This window comes from Nocardia sp. NPDC024068, from assembly GCF_040638875.1.
Classification (GTDB): Bacteria; Actinomycetota; Actinomycetes; order Mycobacteriales; family Mycobacteriaceae; genus Nocardia.
The window spans coordinates 39,345-60,358 of record NZ_JBEZYU010000024.1 but is presented as its reverse complement, the minus strand read 5'-3'; the positions used below and the strand labels follow the sequence as shown (position 1 = coordinate 60,358).

18 protein-coding genes are annotated in these 21,014 nt (G+C 70.1%); 5 read left to right on the top strand and 13 right to left on the bottom strand.

Annotated elements, in window-relative coordinates:
- The first annotated feature begins 400 nt into the window (after window positions 1-400).
- On the top strand, window positions 401-1,201 hold the full coding sequence (locus AB0F41_RS19270; RefSeq protein WP_357425625.1) for a crotonase/enoyl-CoA hydratase family protein: 801 nt from the start codon (window positions 401-403) through the stop codon (window positions 1,199-1,201).
- 149 nt (window positions 1,202-1,350) lie between these two features.
- On the opposite strand, the gene AB0F41_RS19265 is transcribed toward AB0F41_RS19270, so the two are convergent.
- Together AB0F41_RS19265 and AB0F41_RS19260 are read right to left on the bottom strand one after the other, a co-directional pair.
- Entirely contained in the window at window positions 1,351-1,842 is a 492-nt protein-coding gene (locus AB0F41_RS19265; RefSeq protein ID WP_357425579.1) for a pyridoxamine 5'-phosphate oxidase family protein, read from the bottom strand.
- Window positions 1,843-1,911: 69 nt separating this feature from the next.
- Window positions 1,912-2,472: a TetR/AcrR family transcriptional regulator gene (locus tag AB0F41_RS19260; RefSeq protein ID WP_357425577.1), complete on the bottom strand. Its 561-nt coding sequence runs from the start codon at window positions 2,470-2,472 to the stop codon at window positions 1,912-1,914.
- An 81-nt stretch (window positions 2,473-2,553) separates the two neighbouring features.
- Here AB0F41_RS19260 and AB0F41_RS19255 point away from each other — a divergent pair, with 81 nt between their 5' ends.
- Window positions 2,554-3,789, top strand: coding sequence for an FAD-dependent monooxygenase (locus tag AB0F41_RS19255; protein WP_357425575.1), 1,236 nt, complete (start codon window positions 2,554-2,556; stop codon window positions 3,787-3,789).
- Between the two features lie 77 nt (window positions 3,790-3,866).
- Here the strand turns inward: AB0F41_RS19255 and ppc are convergent, their stop codons facing one another.
- From ppc to AB0F41_RS19230, 5 genes are all read right to left on the bottom strand, one after another.
- Window positions 3,867-6,737 (bottom strand): phosphoenolpyruvate carboxylase, encoded by a 2,871-nt coding sequence (gene ppc / locus AB0F41_RS19250; RefSeq protein ID WP_357425573.1) that lies wholly within the window; start codon window positions 6,735-6,737, stop codon window positions 3,867-3,869.
- A gap of 174 nt (window positions 6,738-6,911) precedes the next feature.
- Window positions 6,912-7,637 (bottom strand): hypothetical protein, encoded by a 726-nt coding sequence (locus AB0F41_RS19245; protein WP_357425571.1) that lies wholly within the window; start codon window positions 7,635-7,637, stop codon window positions 6,912-6,914.
- Between the two features lie 120 nt (window positions 7,638-7,757).
- Window positions 7,758-8,330: a GNAT family N-acetyltransferase gene (locus AB0F41_RS19240; RefSeq protein ID WP_357425569.1), complete on the bottom strand. Its 573-nt coding sequence runs from the start codon at window positions 8,328-8,330 to the stop codon at window positions 7,758-7,760.
- 244 nt (window positions 8,331-8,574) lie between these two features.
- The gene (locus AB0F41_RS19235) at window positions 8,575-9,744 is read right to left on the bottom strand and encodes a Cmx/CmrA family chloramphenicol efflux MFS transporter (RefSeq protein ID WP_357425567.1); all 1,170 of its coding nucleotides are present in this window, start codon (window positions 9,742-9,744) and stop codon (window positions 8,575-8,577) included.
- 294 nt (window positions 9,745-10,038) lie between these two features.
- Window positions 10,039-10,395 (bottom strand): hypothetical protein, encoded by a 357-nt coding sequence (locus AB0F41_RS19230; protein WP_357425565.1) that lies wholly within the window; start codon window positions 10,393-10,395, stop codon window positions 10,039-10,041.
- A 273-nt stretch (window positions 10,396-10,668) separates the two neighbouring features.
- Between AB0F41_RS19230 and mscL the strand changes: the two genes are divergently transcribed.
- The gene (gene mscL, locus AB0F41_RS19225; protein ID WP_357425563.1) at window positions 10,669-11,115 is read left to right on the top strand and encodes a large conductance mechanosensitive channel protein MscL; all 447 of its coding nucleotides are present in this window, start codon (window positions 10,669-10,671) and stop codon (window positions 11,113-11,115) included.
- Window positions 11,116-11,176: 61 nt separating this feature from the next.
- Here mscL and AB0F41_RS19220 read toward each other — a convergent pair whose 3' ends face one another.
- From AB0F41_RS19220 to pheS, 4 genes are all read right to left on the bottom strand, one after another.
- Window positions 11,177-12,217, bottom strand: coding sequence for a hypothetical protein (locus AB0F41_RS19220; protein ID WP_357425562.1), 1,041 nt, complete (start codon window positions 12,215-12,217; stop codon window positions 11,177-11,179).
- 40 nt (window positions 12,218-12,257) lie between these two features.
- Complete coding sequence (locus AB0F41_RS19215; RefSeq protein WP_357425560.1) at window positions 12,258-12,770, bottom strand: hypothetical protein; 513 nt, start codon at window positions 12,768-12,770, stop codon at window positions 12,258-12,260.
- 65 nt (window positions 12,771-12,835) lie between these two features.
- Window positions 12,836-15,337, bottom strand: a complete 2,502-nt coding sequence (gene pheT / locus AB0F41_RS19210; protein ID WP_357425558.1) for a phenylalanine--tRNA ligase subunit beta — start codon at window positions 15,335-15,337, stop codon at window positions 12,836-12,838.
- A 28-nt stretch (window positions 15,338-15,365) separates the two neighbouring features.
- Complete coding sequence (gene pheS, locus AB0F41_RS19205) at window positions 15,366-16,439, bottom strand: phenylalanine--tRNA ligase subunit alpha (RefSeq protein ID WP_357425556.1); 1,074 nt, start codon at window positions 16,437-16,439, stop codon at window positions 15,366-15,368.
- Window positions 16,440-16,608: 169 nt separating this feature from the next.
- Between pheS and AB0F41_RS19200 the strand changes: the two genes are divergently transcribed.
- Window positions 16,609-17,895, top strand: a complete 1,287-nt coding sequence (locus tag AB0F41_RS19200; RefSeq protein WP_357425554.1) for a glycosyltransferase 87 family protein — start codon at window positions 16,609-16,611, stop codon at window positions 17,893-17,895.
- Between the two features lie 34 nt (window positions 17,896-17,929).
- Here the strand turns inward: AB0F41_RS19200 and AB0F41_RS19195 are convergent, their stop codons facing one another.
- Window positions 17,930-19,396, bottom strand: coding sequence for an MFS transporter (locus tag AB0F41_RS19195; protein ID WP_357425552.1), 1,467 nt, complete (start codon window positions 19,394-19,396; stop codon window positions 17,930-17,932).
- Window positions 19,397-19,519: 123 nt separating this feature from the next.
- Here AB0F41_RS19195 and AB0F41_RS19190 point away from each other — a divergent pair, with 123 nt between their 5' ends.
- The gene (locus AB0F41_RS19190) at window positions 19,520-20,062 is read left to right on the top strand and encodes a TetR/AcrR family transcriptional regulator (protein ID WP_357425550.1); all 543 of its coding nucleotides are present in this window, start codon (window positions 19,520-19,522) and stop codon (window positions 20,060-20,062) included.
- Between the two features lie 18 nt (window positions 20,063-20,080).
- Here AB0F41_RS19190 and AB0F41_RS19185 read toward each other — a convergent pair whose 3' ends face one another.
- Window positions 20,081-20,905, bottom strand: coding sequence for an RNA methyltransferase (locus AB0F41_RS19185; RefSeq protein WP_357425548.1), 825 nt, complete (start codon window positions 20,903-20,905; stop codon window positions 20,081-20,083).
- Between the last annotated feature and the right edge of the window lie 109 nt (window positions 20,906-21,014).

Sequence of the window (21,014 nt, the reverse complement as noted above, 5' to 3'; positions counted from 1 at the left end):
CGGGTTTCGCCACCGCTGCGATCGACTCGGCGGACGCCCCCGGGAAACCGGCGCGGCAATCGGATACCATTAGAACATGTGTTCGAACTCCGAGCTCCGGGACCAGGTAAGCGCCCTGGAGCAGGTGGTCGGCACCTTGCTCACCCTCGATCTCACCGGCCTCTCCGCCGCGGAACTCGATGACACGCTGCTGCGCGTCGAGGCCCGCACTCGCAACCTGACCGGCTACTGCGCACGACTCACCCGCGAACACGCACACCGGCCGGACCACCCCGGCCCCGCGGGCGCCGATCCCACTCCCGCGGACACCGGCGCGAACCCCACCTCGGCCCCCCGGCGGCCGAACCGATCGGGCATTGTTTGCGGAGACACCCGCACCACCGTGGCCCGAGGAGCATCCGTGACCGCACCCGTTCGCGTCGAGCGCACCGGCGATATCGTCGTCTGGACCATCGACAATCCCGAGCAGCGCAACCCCCTCTCCGACGAGGCCACCATCGGTGCCCTGGAGAGCGCGGTCCACGAGGTCAACCGCGACCACACCGTCCGGGTGGCCATCCTCACCGGCGCGGGTACCGCGTTCAGCGCGGGCGGCAACATCAAGCACATGCGCGATAAGGCCGGCATGTTCGGCGGTGCTCCCGCCGATCTGCGCCAGGGCTACCGGCACGGCATCCAGCGGATCCCGAAGGCCCTGTACCACTGCGAGATCCCGACCATCGCCGCGGTGAACGGCCCGGCCATCGGCGCGGGCTGCGATCTGGCGCTGATGTGCGATATGCGTATCGCCGCGACCACGGCCACGTTCGCCGAGAGTTTCGTGAAACTCGGGCTGATCCCCGGCGACGGCGGCGCCTGGCTACTACCCCGGGCGGTCGGTATGGCCCGGGCGAATCAGCTCGCGTTCACCGGTGCCGCGATCGACGCGGCCACGGCACTGGACTGGGGGATGGTCAACGAGGTCGTCGAACCCGACCGGCTCCTGGACAGCGCGCACCGCCTGGCCGCCGAGATCGCGGCCAATCCGCCGCACGCCCTCCGGATGACCAAACGCCTACTCCGCGAGGGCCAGCACCAGAGCCTGGAAACACTGCTCGAACTCTCCGCGGCCATGCAGGCCATCACCCATCACACCGCCGACCACGATGAAGCGGTATCGGCCATGCTGGAACGCCGGGCGCCCCGGTTCAGCGGCGACTGATACCCGCGCCCACCGGCGTCGCGGCGCCGATATCAGGCGTATTCGGAGATCCCGCTCCCGGTCGCCCTGGTGGCCCGCCCCGGGAACCACCGCCGGCCTCCGGCTCCTGGGCGTGCTCTGAGCCCCGCCGCGGTATCCGGCCGGCGGTGTTACCGCTTCTCCACCACCCGCTCCCCCTCGCCCGGCTTCCAGATGGTGACCTTCAACAGATCGTCGCCGACCTCCACCGCCGACGCGGAGGTGATATCGGCGACGAAGAAGTGTTCGAAGGGCTGGTCACGGAGGTCCAGTCCGCTGTCCTCGAACAGATGCCGGGCGAAGCGGGCGTGCAGGGCGGTATCCGGATCGTCGATCACCAGGCCGAACAGCTTCGCGTCACCTTCGGCCACCATCGTGTCGACCGTGGCGGTGTGCAGGCAGAACCGGGGGTCGCGGGCGAGGTCGAGGAATTTGGTGGTGCCGGGCATTCCGACGATCACCAGTCTCTCTTCGAAGAGGATCGGCTCGACCGGGCTGATCCGGGGATATCCGTCGGAACGCAGCGTGGCCAGCATGCACAGGTTGCTGGTCGCGATATGACGGCGCCGGAAGATCGCACTGATGCGCGGCGCCTCCGCGGTGAAGTCGCTCCAAGTGGTCATAGAGCCGAACCTACGACGTCCGGGTGACATCGTGGGTGATACCGGGCCGGAATCGGCTCGCCGGCCGGGTCAGCGCGCCGGTTCGCAGCCCAGTGCCGCACAGGCCGCGTCCAGGGCGGCGGTGCGCAGTTCGGCGACCGGCGTATCGGCCAGCAGAACGAGACAGTCACCGAGGCCGCCCAGCGCGACGATGGCCCGCGCCCGGGCCGCGATATCGGCATCCGGTCCCACCAGCAGCGCGGTGAGGCGCCGGCGCCAATCCACCACGTTTCGCAGAAATCCCAGTTCACCCAGCGGGGCGGCATCGCGCAGCAGCAGCGCGGTCACGGCCCGGTGCGCATAGGAGATATCGAAATACCGCGCCAGCAGGCTCCGGGCGTCCACCGTCGCACCACCGGATCGGACCTCGTCGGCGGCGATCATGGTCTCGATATCGTCCACCAGCGGCTGCACCAGACTGCGCAGCAGATTCTCGCGCGACGAGAAGTGGTAGTAGAGCGCGGGCTTGCTCAGCTCGAGCCGTTCGGCGATCTGGCGCAGGCTCGTCTCGCCGATACCGCGCTCGGCGAAAAGTTCCAGCGCGACTGCCTGGATGCGCTCTCGGGTCTCGGTGGATCGCGGTCGGGGCACGGTGCCCACTCTAGCGCGCCGACCGTGCGGTAAGTAAGGTAACTTACCGACCGATAAGTAAACAAATGACGGGGTGCGGTTGTGGACATCTTGATCTCGGGCGCGAGCGTGGCCGGTCCGGTGCTGGCGTATTGGCTGGATCGCTTCGGATTCGACCCGGTCGTGGTGGAACGGACGCCCCGGCCCCGGCTGGGGCTGGGCGGCCACGCGGTGGACCTCTTCGCTCCGGCCACCGAAGTGATGGACCGGATGGGCCTGGTGCCGCGACTGCGGGCGGCGAACACCGACACGTCGGTGCTGCGCTACGAGCGACCGGGCAGATCCGCCATCGAGGTGGATCTGCGCGATTTCTCCGCGGCCTTCGCCGACGAGCGACATCTGGAGATCATGCGCGGGGAACTGGCAGCGATCCTGCACGAGGCCACCGGCAGCGGCGTCGAGTACCGCTTCGGCGATTCGATCGCCACCCTCGCCCAGGACCCCCGCGGCGTCGACGTCACCTTCGACAGCGGGCGCACCGGCCGGTTCGATCTCGTCATCGGCGCCGACGGCCTGCACTCCACAGTGCGACGGCTGGCCTTCGGGCCCGAGGACCGGCTCCGGCACCATCTCGGCGGCTACCTCGCGGTCGGCACCCTGCCGAACTATCGCGAGCTCTCGGAGCAGACAGTGCTGTACAACGCGGTGGACCGGATCGCCGCGATGTACCCGGTGTGGCAGACCGGTGCGGCGCGCGCCGTCTTCCTGTTCCGGCGGCGCGGCGGAACGGATTTCGACCACCGCGATATCGACGCCCAGCGCCGGATGCTGCGGGCGGAGTACGGGAACGAGGGCTGGGAGATCCCCCGGCTCCTCGACGAAATGGACCGCGCCGAGGATTTCTACCTGGATTCGATCGGCCAGATCCGGCTCGACTCGTGGTCGCGGGGCCGGGTCGCACTGGTCGGCGACGCCGGATACGCCCCGGGGCCCGCGGTCGGCGGTGGTACCACCCTGGCCGTTGTCGGGGCCTACGTCCTGGCACGGGCCCTCGCCGAAGCCGGCGGCGCTCCCGGCGCGGCGTTCACGGCCTACCAGGAACAACTGAGCGATTACGCCCGGCGCTGCGCCGAGGTGGCTCCGGCCGTGCTGCGCCGCGGCGTCCCGAGTTCCCGCGCGCAGCTGCGGTTCAGCGAAGCGGCGCTACGGCTGCTACCGCGCCTGCCCGCCCCGCTCCGCCACCGCCTGATGGCCGGAGGCCCCAGTACGAAACTCGCCGATTTCACCCTGCCGGCCGAGAACACCGATCCGGGAAGCGAGCGTTACACGACCGGATGAGCAACCGGATGCGAGCGGCGCCCGCCGGCGAATCGGTCAGGGGCCCGAGGTCGTTCCCGCCCAGCCGCTCCCACCACTCAGCCGGAGTTGCGCAGTGCCGTCGCCAGACCGTTCATGGTGAGCAGGATTCCGCGTTTGACCAGCTCGGAATCCTCACCACCGCGCAACCGCCGCAACAGTTCGACCTGCATCCGGTTCAGCGGTTCGAGATACGGGAACCGGTTGCGGATCGATTCGGCCAGTGACGGGTTGTCGGCGAGCAGATGATCGTTACCGGTGATCGCGGCGTGCATGGCCACCGTGCGGGCGTGCTCGGACTCGATCATCGTGAAGATCCGCTTGCGCAGATCGATATCGTCGACCAGTTCGGCGTAGCGGGCCGCGATGGCCAGATCGCTCTTCGCCATCACCTGGGCCAGATTCGACAGCACGGTCCGGAAGAAAGGCCAGCGCCGGTACAGGTCCGACAGTCGGGCGAGCCGGTCCGGGTCGCCGCCGACCCACTCTTCGAGCGCGGTGCCGGTGCCGTACCAGCCGGGCAGCATCACCCGGGCCTGGCTCCAGGCCATCACCCACGGGATGGCCCGCAGGTCGGAGACCGAACTCGTGGGCTTACGGGAGGCCGGGCGGCTACCGATATTGAGGTCGCCGACCTCCGCGACCGGTGTGGACTGCCGGAAATAGTCGACGAATCCCGGGGTTTCGTGCACCAGCCGGGCGTACGCCGCGCGGGCGCGGGCAGCGAGATCGTCCATGAGCTCGTACGACGGCTCGGCATCGGCGCCGAGCCCCTCCACATCGAGGAGGGTGGATTCGAGGGTGCCCGCGATCAGCGATTCCAGATTGCGATGCGCCGAACCGCGTTCGGCGTATTTCGCGGCGATCACCTCACCCTGTTCGGTGAGCCGCAACGAACCCCGGACCGCGCCGGCGGGCTGGGCCAGGATCGCGTCGTAGCTACGGCCACCGCCACGGCCCACCGTGCCGCCGCGACCGTGGAAGAGCCGCAACCGGATTCCGTGCTCCCGGGCCAATTCCACCAGGTCCAGTTCCGCCCGGTACAGCGCCCAGTTGGCGGCGAGATATCCGCCGTCCTTGTTGGAATCGGAGTACCCCAGCATCACTTCCTGCCGCATCCCGCGCGCGGCCACCAGCTCCCGGTACACCGGCACCTCGAGCGCAGCGCCCAGGGTGGCCGCGCCCGCCGCGAGGTCCTCGATCGTTTCGAACAGCGGGACGATCCCGGCCGGGCAGAAGGGCGCGCCGCCGGCGGCGCCGGGGTCCAGCAGGCCCCCTTCCTTCAGCAGCAGCGCCGCCTCGAGCAGATCGCTGACCGAGGTGCACATGGAGATGATGTAGTTCGGCACCGCTTCCGGGCCGAGCGCGCCCACCACGTCGGCGGCCGCCCGGATGATGCCCAGTTCCTTGGCGGCCAGTTCGCTCAACCGCGCGTGCGGGCCCAGCAGCGGGCGGCGGGTACGCAGTTCGCGGGTCAGCAGCGCGACCCGCTCGGGCTCGTCCAGGCCCGCGTAATCGGAATGGACCCCCGCCCAGGCCAGCAGTTCGGCGACCACCTGTTCATGGGTTTCGGAGTTCTGCCGCATATCCAGGCCCTGTAGATGGAAACCGAAGGTCTCCACCGAATGGCGTAGCGCGGCGAGGCGGTCGTCGGCGAGTAGCGCGTCACCACTGTCACGCAGCGAAGCGTCCACGGCGTCGAGATCATCGAGCAATTCCTGCGGCGTGGCGTAGACCTCCGCGCCGGAGGCGGTGCCCTCCACGGCACCCGGCGCCGCGAACTCCCGCAACGGCGCACCCGCGGCGCCACCCGAGAGATCGGCGGTGGATCCGGGCACCGGCACTCCCGCCGCGCCCGCCGCCTCCGGTCCCAACGCGGTCAGCGCGTGCAATGCCGTCGCGGTGAGCCGGGACCGGATCCCGTACAGCGCCCGCCGGTACGGTTCATCGGCGTAGGCACCCGGATCCGGATAGCCGCGGTCGGACAGGGCGCGCAGCGCCGGCGAGACCGGCACCAGCCGGGCCGAGAGCGCGAGAGTCTTTTCGAGATCCACCAGATCGCGCAGGTAGCGCCCGAACGCCACACCGGCGGCCTGCCCGGCCGCCGTGCGCACCACTTCGGCAGTGACGAAGGGGTTTCCGTCCCGGTCGCCGCCGATCCACGAACCCGGCCGCAGAATGGGTTTCGGCAGCAGCGCGTGCCCGGGCCAGCGCGACCCCAGCGCCTCCCGCACCCCCGCGTTGATCGCGGGGATCACATCGAGCAGCGTCAGTTCGTAATAGCGCAGCCCGACCGCGATCTCGTCCTGGATCCGCAGCCGTGACAGCCGGATCAGCGCGGTCCGCCACAGGGTGAGCATCTGGCGCCGGATCTCGTGCTCGAGTTCGGCCGTCTCGGCACCGTCGGCGCGCCGGCGTCGCCGCATCAGTTCGGTGATCCGGCTCTGGGTGTCGAAAACGGTGCGCCGGCGGGTCTCGGTGGGATGCGCCGTGATCACCGGCGAGACCAGTGCGTCGGAGAGCAGTTCGGCGACCCGCTCCCCCGTGACCCCGGCCGCGTCCAATTTCCGGTAGGTGGCGGCCAGTGACGAATCCTGCGGCGCCTCGCCGGCCGCCTCGTGCGCCGCGCGCCGCCGGTCGCGCTGGATATCCTCGGCGAGATTGGCCAGCAGTACGAAATAGCTGAAGGCCCGGATCAGCGGCAGCGCCACCGCGATATCCACCCCCGCCAGCATTTCGCCGACCGCGCTGCGCTCCACCTCCTCCCGCCGCACCCGGAACGCCTCCACCCGCACCCGCTCGACGAGATCGAACACCTCCGCGCCCTCGTGATCGCGGATCGTATCGCCGAGTACGCCACCGAGGAACCGGATGTCCTCGCGCAGCGGCCGGGTCGCGTCGTTTCCTGTACCGGTCTGCGCATCGCCCATGATCGGACAGTATGGTCGGCCGCGGCCGGAACGGCAGTGATGACGCACACGAGGGGCGTGGTGCGTCGGCCGCTTCGGGCCGCTGCCGCGACCGACGCACCGAGGCCGGCGTCAGCCCAGCGGCTGCGAGAAGCGCAGGTGATTGCCCGGGTCGTTCCGGTCGGCGCGAGCACACTACAGACGGCCCCGGGGTCGCGTATTCATCGCCTGTCCCGGCCCCGGACTCCCGCCGTCGCGACCGGCCCCGGACGCCCGGTCTGCGCCCGACAACCAGATCGCCGTCGCGACGATACCGGCCATGAACAGCAGTTCCGCGCAGTTGGTCAGCAGCATCGGCGGCATGGCGCCCGCTACCACGAGCATTGTCACCGTGGTCACCGTCCAGAGGCGGAATCCCCGCGCACGCCACACCGCCAGCGCCGCCACCAGCACCACGAGCACGGTGACGATCACCGGCAGCACCCCGGCGAGCGAGGATTCGCGGGCCGTGTACCGCACGGTGCGCGCCCATTCCGCGGGCATCAGCTCCAGATGGAGCAGTTCACCGAATACGCCGAGTGCGATCACCGCGCCGGTCACCGCGTACGCCGCCGCCCGCACGCCCGGGCGCCGCGCCCACCCGACTCCGGCACGACCGGCGGCCGCGCAGGACCACGGAATGAGCAGCGGTGTCAGCACGATATGCGCCACGAACCGGGGAACCGTCCACAGCTCGAGCGCCTCGCCCACACCGATCCAGCGACCCGCGGCGAGTACTCCGTTGTCGTAGACGAGCGCCGCGGCCACCAGGGCCGGCACGAGCAGTATCCGATCGCCGGTGCGCGCGAAACGCAGACCGCATCGGCAGACCAGCCCGAGATGGCCCGCGGTGAGCAGGGCGAACAGTGTCGAGGCGAGCACGACGTTCCTTTCCGCCCCGACGACCAGGGATCGCGGGCCACATTACTGTCGGACCGCGTCCGCCCCGGGCGGCCGGCGGAATTCACCGGACCGTATCGACTTCCGGCCGGCCCCCGCCGGTTATCGCGAGCGGCGCAAACCCGGTCGCAACACCGTGGCGGCCCGGACGAGCCCCGCATGCTCCGGAATGTGCAGCGCCTTCTCGAACCGGAACCGCGGCCCACGGCGTCCCGCCGTCGCGGCACCGGCCTCGGTGTATCCGGCGGCGGTGTACAGACCGCGGGCCTCGGGCTGCTGATCACCGGTCGCCGCGAGCACCTGCCGGTAACCGAGCCGGATCATCTCCGATTCGAGTTCCGCGAGCACCCGGGTCGCGAGCCCGCGACGGCGCTGCGCGCGCTCGGTCCAGACCCGCTTCATTTCGGCCGTGGTCCCGTCCACGCGACGGAATCCCCCACCCGCCACTGGTTCCCCGTGTTCCACCAGCACCAGCAGATCACCGTGCGGGGCGGTGAATTCGGCGGGCGGGCGTTCCCGCATCCGCCGGTGGATCGAACCGGCCGTATCGCCGTATCGCGCGCTGTATTCGATCGCCAGTTCGGCCAGAACGGCCGCGGCCAGTGGATGGTCTGCGCGAACGTGGTAAACCCGTGGACCGCGGGCCCGCCCGCCGATTCTCGCCCGTGTGCTCACACTCGTACCTCCATCACCCTGGCCGCCGTGCCATACCACTCGGCCATTCCGGATGGTGAGGTCGAGATTATCCGAAGCAGACCGCCGAAACACCGATTCGAGTCACGTGTCACTGAAGACTGGACACCGTTACGTCCCGTTCACACCATCTTCCGTTCACCCGGCGGCCACCCGGGTCCGGTGGTTCTCCACCACCGGACCCGTACCCGGGCCGGCACGACCCCGGCATCCCGGGACCGGCTTCCTATCGGCGCGCCGCCGTCGGCCCGGCCACGAACACCCGCCGGCACCCGACCGCGAGCAGCAGTGTCACCGCGACCAGCGCCCCGGCGACCCACAGCGGACCGGTGACGCCGAGCCGGGAGCCGTACGCCGCCGCTGCCGTCACCGGACCCACCGCCGCGCCGATGTTCAGCGCAGCGGTCGCGTAGGAACCACTCATCGACGGTGCCCCCGCGGCCTCGTGCAGAACCCGGGCGATGAATGTACTGCCCAGGGCGAACGACAGCGCGCCCTGGACGCACAGCAGCGCCGACAGCGCCATGGGCCATCCGGTCGACAGCGCGGCGACCACCCATCCGGCGCACAGCAGCGGTCCGGCGACCGCGACCACGAGACCCGGACGGCTGTCGGAGAAACGCCCGGCGACCGTGACCCCGGCGAAGGATCCGGCGCCGAACAGCATCAGCACCACCGGAACCCACAGCGCGCCGAGCCCGGCCGCATCGGTCACCAACGGCGCGAGGAAGGTGAACGCGCCGAAGGTGGCCGCGTTCACCGTCGCGGCCGCCGCCAGCACCGCCACCAGGCGGGGACGGGCGAGCACAGCCAGTTCGTCCGTCAGCCGGGGGCCCGCGCCGACGGCCCGCGGGTGGGCCGGGATACCGCGCAGTACACCGAGCGCCGCGGGCACGCAGATCACCGCGACCGCCCAGAAAGCGGCCCGCCAGCCGAACAGTGCACCCACCAGCGCGCCGGCCGGCACACCCGCCACGGTCGCGAGGGTCGTCCCGGACAGCAGTACGGCCAAGGCCCGGCCCTGCCTTCCGGGCGGGACCATCGACCCCGCGGCCGTGAGCGCCAGCGCCAGGAAACCGGCGTTCGCGACAGCCGCCGCCACCCGGGTCGCCAGCAGCACGGGGAAGCTGTCGGTGAGGGCGCCGGCGATATGGGCCGCCAGGAACAGGCCCACGAATCCCACGAGCCCGGCCCGCATCGGCCAACGCCGGGCGAGAGCCGCCGTCAGCGGCGCGCCGACGACCATTCCGAGGGCGAACGACGAGGTCAGCCACCCTGTGGTGGGGACGCTCACGCCGAGATCGGTGGCGATATCCGGCAGCAGGCCGGCGAGCATGAATTCCGAGGTTCCCATGGCGAACACCGCCACGGCGAGCAGGTACAAGGACAGAGGCATCGAATGGCTCCGAGGTGAGAAGAGACAGGGGAATTCGTCTCGTCACCCCGGTCGGCGCCCGGCGCACCGTCACGCGGCGCTACCGCACGAGGTCACACCGCATGGCGGCGTGCAAGGTCACTCCGCGCTACCGGGGTAGCGCGGGGGAAAGGGCTCAGGGACCGACGGGGGTAACCGGCAGTCCCGCTCTGGATGCTTCCGGGCTCGACACGACGGCCAACGTACCGGCTCGCCGCCGCGACCGCACCGGGTTTTCCAGCGGACCGGGCGCACCGCGCCGGGCACCTGCGTCCGTCAGGCCGGATCGTCGAGCCGCACCCGCACCGTGACCCTGCCCTTCTCGTCCTGGCGCGAAATGGCGTTGCCGCGGCGCGCACCGTCGCGGAAATGCAGCAGGATCGGTGCGCCGTCGCCGCCGAAATTACGCCACCAGGTCTTCTTGTCGGGCATGGCGACGCCGATGACCAGCTCATCGCCTTTCACCAGGTAGTTGACCGGAGTCCGGAACACCCGGCCCGACCGCCGGCCCACGTATTCGATCTCCACGAAACCCTTGCCGAGCAGCGTTCCCAGGACGGGTGCGCCCATCAGGGCTACCACCACCGCGTTGAAACCCCGTACGGCACGGCCCACCAGCGTCGTCGATTGCACGGATTCCTCCTGGTCGATACCCGATTCGCCCGGACGGATCGACCCTAGCCTGTCGCCGTCGGGGCTGCCTGTTTCGCCGGCCGGTCACCACCGCCCGATGAAAGGGCCGAGGACACCGGACCGGCACCGACCTGCCCGAGGCCGGGTTTGCGAACCGGTCCCCCGGCTGCGACCATCACCTGCGGCGTGGCCGGAAGTCGGGTCGGCGGGCACCGATCACCGGCCGCCGCCGGGGCCGACCTCGAAAAGCACATTCGATACGGAGTTACGCTGATGCTCAAGGGTTTCAAGGACTTCCTCATGCGCGGGAACGTCATCGATCTGGCCGTCGCGGTGGTGATGGGTACCGCGTTCACCGCGATCGTGAGTTCGGTCACCAAAGGTGTGCTGGAGCCGCTGCTGGCCGTTCTCGGCAGCAACGGTCAGCTCGGTTTCGGCGTGACCCTGGTCTCCGGCAAACCCGCGACCTTCATCGCGCTGGGCCCGATCATCAGCGCCGCCATCAATTTCGTCATGGTCGCCGCGGTGCTGTACTTCGTGCTGATCATGCCGATGAAGACCATGCAGAAGCGTTTCTACGCGCGGAACAAGGTCGAGGCCGAACCTTCCACACCCGCCGATATCGCCCTGCTCACCGAGATCCGCGATCTGCTGGCCGAGCGGGCGGCGGCAGAGGGGTCCGATTCCGGATCCGGCCGGGTGCGGACGCCGGTCACCTGACTCTCGGATCGGCGCCGCCCGGTGCCGACCGTTGAAATCGTGGCGGTGGCGATCTGCGCGGTCATTCCGCGGGGGCGAGGATCTCCAGGACTTCGTCGGAGTAGTAGAACGGTTGCAGGCGTTCGCGGATCAGCTTCTCCAGCACCCCGTCCCGCTTCGCGGCCTCCACCACCGCCGGACCGTAGCGCAGGATCTCGGCGACGATGTCCTCGCCGGTCAGGCCCAGCTCGCCCAGGACCTCGGCCAGCGTGTGGTCACGGTACTTCTCGTGGAAGACCTGGACGCATTCGTCCACCAGCAGGCCGAAGTATTCCTTCTCCCGCGTGGTCACCGCGATGCGGTAGCACAGCCCGACCAGTTCGTTGAGGTCCTGTTTGGTGAGGTATTCGCGCAGGCCGCTGATCGGTTCGTCGGCGTGCAGATCCCAGAACTCCATCGTGGCGTCGTGTACCGGGGCGTCGCGCAGCATTTCCCGGATCGCGTTGTTGGTGCGCTTCAACGCGTACAGCGCGCCCTTGCCCGCGATATCGCCCAGGATGGTGTTGCTCTCGGCGACCTTACGGGCCCGGTCGGCGGCGGACTGCCCGATCGACATGAGCGTGCCCATCCCGGGGATCTTCTCCGCGCGCTGCCGGTTGGCCTCGACGAAATCGCCGACCAGCTTGTCGACGAACTTCGAGGCGACCGTCGCCACCAGCGGGCTGTCGGTGAGTCGTTCCAGTACCCGCTCCTGGGTCTGGTGCATATCGACGATCTTCTGCAGCAGCGCCTCGACCGGTTCCCGTTCGACCAGTTCGCCCAGCGTGTGATCTTCGTTGGCGGCGATACTGTCGTAGATCGCGTCGGCGAACAGGCCCACGGTATCGGCGAGCGCGGCGCTGCCGCCGACCTTGTCGATGACGGTGGCGACCGTGCGTTCGGCCTCTTCGGCCGGCACGACCTCACCGGCCCGCACGGTCGCGGCCACCTCCAGTACGGCCGCCACGTCACGGGCGACGACCTCGGTGAACCGTTCGCCGCTGACCTCGTCCAGCAGCCACCGCACCTGGGCGTCGAGAAGTCGGTCGGCGACGGCGCGGGCCGCGGTGGTGCTCTCGGTCATCGGGTCCATCCCTCGTTGCTCCGGCGCGGGCCGGGCGGGATCACGACCCTTCGCCCTCGTGCAGGGAGGTGCGAATCTGTTCCAGACGTTCCCGCGCGGCCTGTTCACGCGCTTCCCACTGTTGGTCGGCACCGCGTCCGGCCGGGCTCGTCCGGTCGAGCTCCCGGCCGCCGTGGGCGGTGCCGATACGTCGCTCGACCTTATCCCGAACGGCATCGAACGTCGGCACACCGTTCCCGGCGTAACCGCCCACCCCGTTACCGGAGCCGGAAACCAGCCCCGAAAGCCCGCCGGTACCGCCGCCGACCTGCGCGGATCCGCCTACACCCGGGGACGCTCCATAGCCGGCGGGCTGCCGGGTGCCCGGAATCACAGGCTGCCCCGGGCCGCTCTGCCCGGTTTCGGACACCAGCCGGGTCGCCGTTTCGTACAGCGGGGCCAGATTTTCCCGGCCCGCGGTGACGACGATCAGGACGGCCAGCAACTGTTCGTCGGGCAGGGCTGCCAGCCGCGCGGCGAGCGCGCCCGGATCACCGGCGCTCGGATCACTCATACGACCAGCCTACGACGTCCGGCCCGCCCCGTCGGGCGGACCGGACGGTCCGGCAACTCTCCTGGCTAGGAACGGATCACGGCACCCACCGCGGCGGCCGCGGCGGCCACCGCGGCATCGCGGGCGGCGCTCGCCTCGTCCTCGGTGAGCGTGCGGTCGGGAGCGCGGAAACGCAGCGCGTAGGTGAGCGAGGTACGCCCCTCCCCGGCTTGCGCGCCTTCGTAGACGTCGAACAGGGCGATATCCTCGAGCAGCTCACCGCCACCGGAGCGCAGCGCCTCCTCGACGGCCGCCGCCGGAATGTCCTCGGCCACACTCACCGAGACGTCCTGCAGCACCGCGGGGAACGGGGAGATGGCCGGCGCGGGGCGGGCCTCCACGAGCGGCAGCGCGTCCAGGTCCAGTTCCAGCGCGCAGGTGCGCGGCGGCAGACCGGACCGCTCCAGCACTCCGGGATGCAGTTCACCCGCATGGCCCACGACGACATCGTCCACCACCAGTTCGGCGCAGCGGCCCGGATGCCACGGCAGATACGCGCCGGGACGCCGTTCGATCCGGACACCGGCGGTTTCGGCGATCACATCGGCGAGGGCGAACGCGTCCGCCGCCTCCGCGGCCCGTCCCGCACCCCACGGTCCACGGGGTGCCCGCTTGCCGGTGAGCACCACCGCCACGTGCTGCGGCTGTTCGGGCAGCGAGTCCAGCAGTTCGGCGATCTCGCCCTCGGTGGGCCGGCGATCCACGGGCAGCGGGTCGACCGCCCGGATATCCGGGCCGGGCAGCACCACCTGGGCGATGCCGTACAGCGCGAGATCCCGCGCTCCGCGCGAGATATTGCGGGCGGCGATTTCGAGCAGCCCGGGCAGCAGCGTGGTGACGAGTTCGGCCCGCTCGACATCGAGCGGATTCAGCACCCGGGTGGTGGTCCGGCGCGGATCGTCCTCGTCCAGCCCCCAGGTATCGAACACCCCCGCCGGCAGGAACACCGGCGGCGGCACCTCCACGCATCCCGCGAAGGCCAGCGCCCGGCTCACCGCCCGCCGCCGACGCTGCACGGCGGTCAGCCCGCGTCCGGCCGGCGCCTGCGGCAGTACCAGCGGAATCTGCTCCAGGCCCTCGAGCCGGAGCACTTCCTCGACCAGGTCGGCGGGCTGCGCCAGATCCGGCCGCCAGCTGGGCGGGGTCACCACCAGCTGCCCGTGCCCGGTGGTCTCGTCGACGTCCACCTCGACATGGCAGCCGATCTGGGTGAGCCGGCGAGCCGAGGTTCCGGGGGCGTAGTGGACACCGGCCACCCGATCGGGCAGATCGATATCCATGCGAATCGGTGCCGTGGGTTCCAGCGCGACGCGGAAATCGGTCAGGGCGGGTTCGACCTCGCCGCCGGCGATCTCGGCGAGCAGCGAGGCGGCGCGGTCGAGTGCCGCCAGATTGAGTTCCGGGTCGACGACGCGCTCGTAGCGTTTACTCGCCTCGGAGACCAGCTTGTGCCGGCGCGCGGTGCGGTAGATGAGCAGCGGATCCCAGGTCGCCGCCTCCAGCACCACATCGGTGGTATCGGCACCCACCTCGGTGGACGCGCCGCCCATCACACCCGCCAGCGAGATCACACCGGTGTCGTCGGCGATCACCACATCCTCGGCGTCGAGTTCACGTTCGGCGTCGTCGAGGGTGCGCAGCGTCTCGCCGGCCTGCGCCCGCCGCACCACCAGCTCGCCGCCGACCTTGGCGGCGTCGAAGGCGTGCAGCGGCTGGCCCAGTTCGAGCATCACGTAGTTGGTGACATCGACGGCGGGCGAAATGGGGCGCACCCCGGCCAGCAACAGCCGCCGCTGCAGCCACCACGGGCTCACCGCGTGCGGGTCGATCCCGGTGACCCGGCGCACTCCGAAGCGGGTGCACTGCGATTCCGGTTGCACCCGGACCGGCCACGCGTCCGGTCCGTCGGGCAGGGTGCGCACGGCGGGATCGGCGTACTCGAGATCGAAACCGCAGGCGAGTTCCCGCGCCAGACCGCGCACCGAGAAGCAGTAGCCGCGGTCGGGGGTGATGTTCAGTTCGATCACCGTATCGTCGAGACCCAGCAGCGCGTTCGCGTCGGTTCCGGGTTCGGCGGTGCCGGGTTCCAGCACCAGGATGCCCGAATGATCCTTGCCGATACCGAGTTCGGCGACCGAGCAGATCATCCCGTTGGAGGTATGCCCGTAGGTCTTACGCGAGGAGATGGCGAAACCGCCCGGCAGCACACCGCCCGGCAGCACCACCACCACCAGATCGCCCACGGCGAAGTTGGTGGCACCGCAGACGATCTCCTGGAGTTCGGCCGCGCCGATATCGACCTTGCAGAACCGGATGGGTTTCTTGAACTCGGTGAGTTCGGTGATCTCGGCGACCCGGCCGACCACCAGCGGACGGTCGATCTCCCCGCCGACCGGTTCGAGGCTGTCGACCTCTTCGACCTCGAGTCCGACCCGGACGAAACCGGCATCGAGCTCCTCGGCCGTCACCTCCCAGCCGGGGACGGTGCGGCGGATCGTTTCGGTCAGCCAGGACTGCGCTACTCGCACTGTGGGGTTCGCTCTCTCGATCGGGGGGTCAGGACCGGATACCGAAGGGCAGGGTGAACCGCACGTCACCCTCCACGATGTCGCGCATATCGGGGATGCCGTTGCGGAACTGCAGCGTTCGCTCGAGGCCCATCCCGAAGGCGAAACCGCTGTACTCGTCGGGATCGATACCGCTGGCGATCAGCACCTTCGGGTTGACCATGCCGCAGCCGCCCCATTCGACCCAGCCCGCGCCGCCCTTCTTGTCCGGGAACCACACGTCGACCTCGGCCGAGGGTTCGGTGAACGGGAAGTAGTTGGGCCGGATCCGGGTGGTGGTGTCGGGCCCGAACAGGGCGCGCGCGAACGCGTCCAGGGTGCCGCGCAGATGGGCCATGGTCAGCCCCTTGTCGATGGCCAGACCCTCGACCTGGGAGAACACCGGCGTATGGGTGGCGTCCAATTCGTCGGTGCGGAAGGTGCGGCCGGGGCACACCACGTAGATCGGCAACTCCCGTTCCAGCATGGAACGCACCTGCACCGGGGAGGTGTGGGTGCGCAGCACCTGGCGTGACCCGGCGGGCGCGATATGGAACGTGTCCTGCATGGTGCGGGCGGGATGGTCCGGCAGGAAGTTGAGCGCGTCGAAGTTGAAATGCTCGGTCTCCACCTCCGGACCTTCGGCGACCTCCCAGCCCATCGCGACGAAAACATCGGCGACCTGCTCGGAGATGACCGTGATGGGGTGGCGCGCACCCACCGGGCCGCGGTTCGCGGGCAGGGTGACATCGATGGCCTCGGCGACCAGTACGGCGGCGTCCCGTTCGGCGAGCAGCACCCGCTGACGTTCCTCGAAGACCTCCGATACCCGCTTGCGGGCCACGTTCACCCGTTTACCGGCGTCGGCCTTCTCGGACTTCGGCAGCGACCCCAGCGACCGCTGCGCGAGTGCGATCGGAGATTTCCCACCCATATGCTCGGTCTTCGCGGCGGCGAGCGCGTCCAGATCCGCGGCGGCCGCGAATGCCTTCTCGGCGTCCGCCGCCGCGGCGGCCAGGGCCTCTTCGGTGAGCGCGGATTCCTGCCCGCCGGTCGCTGCGCCTGCGTCGGTGTCGTCGGCCACGGTCTACTCGTTTCTCCCCTAGGCATCGGTGAGCGGACCCCGGTCGGCCCCGGTGCCCGTATTGCTGCTGGTGGAATCGTATTCGATGGGCCTTCCCCGGTTCACGCCGATATCCCCCGGCGATCACTGCCCGGTACGTGTACACCTCGAACCGGTAAAGTGCCCTCCGATGACGAACGCCCCGACCCGTACCGAGACGCTCGCCGGACGTGCCCGCCAGCAGGCTATCTGGCTGCTGCCGCTATTGGCGGTGATCGTGACGTGGCTCTGCATGTCCAGACCCATCGATCCTTTCCATGTGATCAGCGGCCGGTACATCGATCTCGAGGTGTACCGGCTGGGGGTCGAGGAATGGCGATCCGGCGGCGACCTCTACGGGCATCTCCCGGAGACGGCCGCCGATATCAGCCTGCCGTTCATCTATCCGCCGTTCGCGGCGCTGGCGCTGGGGGTCTACGCGCTGCTGCCGTGGACCGCGGCGGTCGCCGCCTATCTGGTGGTCTCGGTGGGTGCGCTGGCGCTCACCCTGTTCCTGGTGGCGCGGCAGATCTGGCCGCGCCAGGATCAGCGCCGCACGGCTCTGGTGATTTGCGCCACGGTCACCCCGCTGGCGCTGTTGCTGGAGCCGATCTGGGGGACCTTGGACTTCGGCCAGGTCAACCTGATCCTGATGGGGCTGGTGGCGGCCGACTGCCTGACCCGCAATCCACGCTGGCCGCGCGGCATGCTGCTGGGTATCGCGGCGGCGATCAAACTGACTCCCGCCGCGTTCGTGCTGTACTTCCTCATCCGCAAGGACTACAAGGCGGCCGTGACGGCCGCGATCAGCGGTGCGGTCGCCACGATCATCGGTTTCGCGGTGATGCCCGACGAATCCGTGCGGTACTGGTTCGGCGGCTTCGGCAATGTCGGCGGGCTGAGCGGATCGGAGTTCCAGACCAATCAGTCGATCCAGGCCGTACTGGCCCGATTCGAGATCACCGGCGCCCTGTCCACGGCACTGTGGCTGCTGGCCGCGGTCGCGCTGGTGGCCGTGGCCGTGGCCGCGATGCGCCGGCCGGGGCCGCCACCGATGATCGCGCTGGCCGTCAACGCGGTGGTCGCGCTCCTGGTCTCGCCGATCTCGTGGTCGCATCACTGGGTGTGGGTGGCACCGGCACTGCTGGCGATCGCCGGTTACGCCACCACGCTGCCCTGGTCGCGGGCGCGCGGCTGGTACGCCGCCGCGGTGGCCACCACGATCGTGTTCGTGCTCGGCGAGCACAACGACCTGCCCGGCAACGACGGCCGGGAGCTGGACTGGACGGCCTGGGAGAAGGTCATCGGCAACGGGTACGTCTGGTTCAGCATGCTGCTGGTGGTGCTGTACGCCTGTGCCGCCCGGCGTCAGCGCGGCCTGCCCTGGGCTTCTACCACCCGCTCCGGCGGCGAACTGGTCTCGGTCCGCGAGAACTGACCGGCGGCGCGGGGCGCGCCGCCGGAGTCGCGATTCAGTTCCGGCGGGTCCGGCCGGGGAGCAGCGCGGCGATCAGCGCACCGGCCGCCACGATCGCCGAACCCACCCATACCGCCGGCACCAGGCCGTCGACGTACCCGTGCGGGTCGGTGTAGGTCCCGTGCGAGGCGAACACCGAGGCGAGAACCGCGATCCCCATGGCCACTCCGACCTCCCGGACGGTGTTGTTGGTCCCGGAGGCCATGGCCCGATCGGTCTCGGGGACGGCCGCCATCACCACGGTCGCCAGCGGCGCGAAGGTCAGGCCCATCCCGATTCCGGCCAGGAGCAGCGGGGCGACGAATGAGCCGTAGTCGAGATCCACCGCGGTGACCGCGGCGATCCAGGCCAGCGCGATCGCCAGCAGAGCCTGCCCGGTCACCAGCAGCACCCGGGCACCGATCCGGTCGATCACCAGCCCCGCCAGCGGGGCCACCACCATCGGGGCCATGGTCCACGGCATGGTCCGGATTCCGGATTCCAGGGGGCTGTAGCCCTGCGCCACCTGGAAGAACTGAGCGAGCAGGAAGATCGATCCGAATACCCCCAGGGAGAAGGCGAAGGCGACCAGATTCGCCACGCTGAAGGCGCGAATTCGGAACAGCCGCGGTGCCAGCATCGGCGCGGACGCCCGATGCTCCCAGGCGATCAGCGCGGCCAGGAGCGCCGCTCCCCCGGCCGACGCCACCAGCACACCGCGGGAGGTCCAGCCGTCGTCGGCGCCGTGCACGATCCCCCAGACCAGGGCGAGCACCCCGGCGGAGGCCAGGACGAGGCCGAGCGGGTCGAGCCGGCCGCCGCCGCCCCGGGAATCGCGCAGCGCCCACAGCACCAGCGGCAGCACCAGCATCCCGATGGGCACGTTCACCCAGAAGATCCACTGCCAGCTCAGGCCGTCCACCACCGCGCCCCCGAGCAGCGGCCCGAGTGCGACCCCCAGCCCGGCGATTCCGCCCCATATCCCGATGGCGGCACTGCGCAGCCGTTCCGGTACGGCGTCGGAGAGCAGGGTGAGCGACAGCGGCATCACCGCGGCGCCACCGAAGCCCTGCACGATGCGGGCGGCGACCAGCAGGGCCGGATCGGTGGCGAGGGCGCACGCCGCCGAAGCGAGGGTGAAGACGGCGATTCCGGCGACGAAGACCCGCCGCCGGCCCACCCTGTCACCGAGTGCGGAGGCGGTGAGCAGCAGCGCCGCGAACGAGAGTGTGTAGGCGTTCACGAACCATTGCAGATCGCGCAGCGATGCGCCGAGTTCGGTGCGGATCACCGGTAGCGCGTTGGTGACGACGAGGTTGTCCAGCGTGACCATGAACATCGGGATCCCGACCGCGGCGAGCACGGCAGCCAGGGGCCGCGGTGGTGTCCGGTCCACCGGCGCGCGATCAGGAGCTTTCGCCGCAGGTGGGCGCGGCGGGTGTACGGAGGTCGGCGGGGGCAGCGTCCCGGTCGTATCCGACATGACGACTCCTTGTTGTAATTGACTGATAACTAAGTTCGAGACCACGGTATGCATCGACTGATAACATTGTCAACAGCCCGTTGATCGCAGAGGAGGACCATGCCGCAGTCGAGCAGGATCAGGATGACCGCCGAGGAACGCGGCACCCAGGTATTGGAGGCGGCGGTCTCGGCCTTCGCCGAATCCGGCTATTCCGCCACTCGCACGGACGAGATCGCGCGCCGGGCGGGTGTCTCCCAGCCCTACGTCATCCGGCTCTTCGGTTCCAAACAAAGGCTGTTCCTGGCCGCGGTCGGGCAGGTATGCGATCGCATAGAGGCCATCTTCACCGCGGCCGCCGCCGGAGCCGGCGACCGGAAACCGCTCGACGCCATGTCGCAGGCCTACGAGCAGTTCCTGTCCGAACGGACGCCGCTGCAACTGCTGCTGCACGCCTTCGCCGCCGCCGGCGACTCCGATATCGGGCCGGTGGTGCGGGACCGCTACGGCCGCATCTACCGGCTCATCCACGATCTCGGCGGCGCGCCGGTCTCCGAGACCCGCCGTTTCCTGTCGACCGGCATGCTGCTCACGGTGATGGCCTCATTGCAGGTGGCCGGCCCCGAAGCCATACCCGCCGACTGGGCGGCCGAAATCCTCGAGGATCTCACCGAGCACGGTGTCTGATTCCCGGCCCAGCACGGGTCACCCGCGGCCGAACCGGACCCGGGAATTCGCGTAGAGACAGATCGCCGCCGCACTCGCCAGGTTGAGGCTTTCCGCCCGGCCCCGGATCGGGATCCGGACCCGATAGACCGCCCGCCGGGCCACCGCCGGATCCAGTCCGTGGGCCTCGTTGCCGAACAACCACGCCACCGGCCGCGTGAACAACTCGCCGGCGTCGTCGAGATCGACCTCCCCGTCGGCCGAGGTGGCGAGGGTGAGGATCCCGGCGGTCTCGAATCTGGCCAGCACCGCGCGGGTATCGCGTTCCCGCGCGATCGGGACATGGAAGAGACTGCCCGCGGCCGAGCGCACACATTTACCGTTGTGCGGATCCACGCTGTCGCCGGCCAGTACGACGCCGTCGGCGCCCACGGCGTCCGCGACCCGGATGAGGGTGCCCGCGTTCCCGGGATCGGCGATCCCGACCGGCACGGCGGTGATCCGCGGCAGGCCCGGCCCCTGCCTCGGCACGACCCGGTCCAGCCCCACATCCACCGGATCGCAGACCGCCACCAGCCCCGGCGGTGTCACGGTATCCCCCAGCGCCGCCGCGGCCCGATCGGTGACCAGGGTGGTCCGCACCCCGTCCGCCTCGGCACCGGCGATCAGCGCATGCTCGCGCGTGGCCCCCTCCAGCGAGTAAAACAGCTCGTGCACCCGGCCGGTCGCCAACGCGGCGCCGACAGAGTTGGCGCCCTCGGCCAGGAATCTGCCCGCCTTCTTCCGCGCGGCGCTCCGATGCAGTTTCACCGCGGAGACCACTCGCGGATTCCGCCAGTCCGTCGCTTCTCGTGGGTCACGCACCAGCAAATCGTAGTGCGCGGCGCCGCGCCTCCGGCCCACGCGTCCGGCGATCGCGGCGGGCCGGGGCCGCGCCGGCAGCTGCGGCCCACGCGGGGGCGGTGGAGTACCT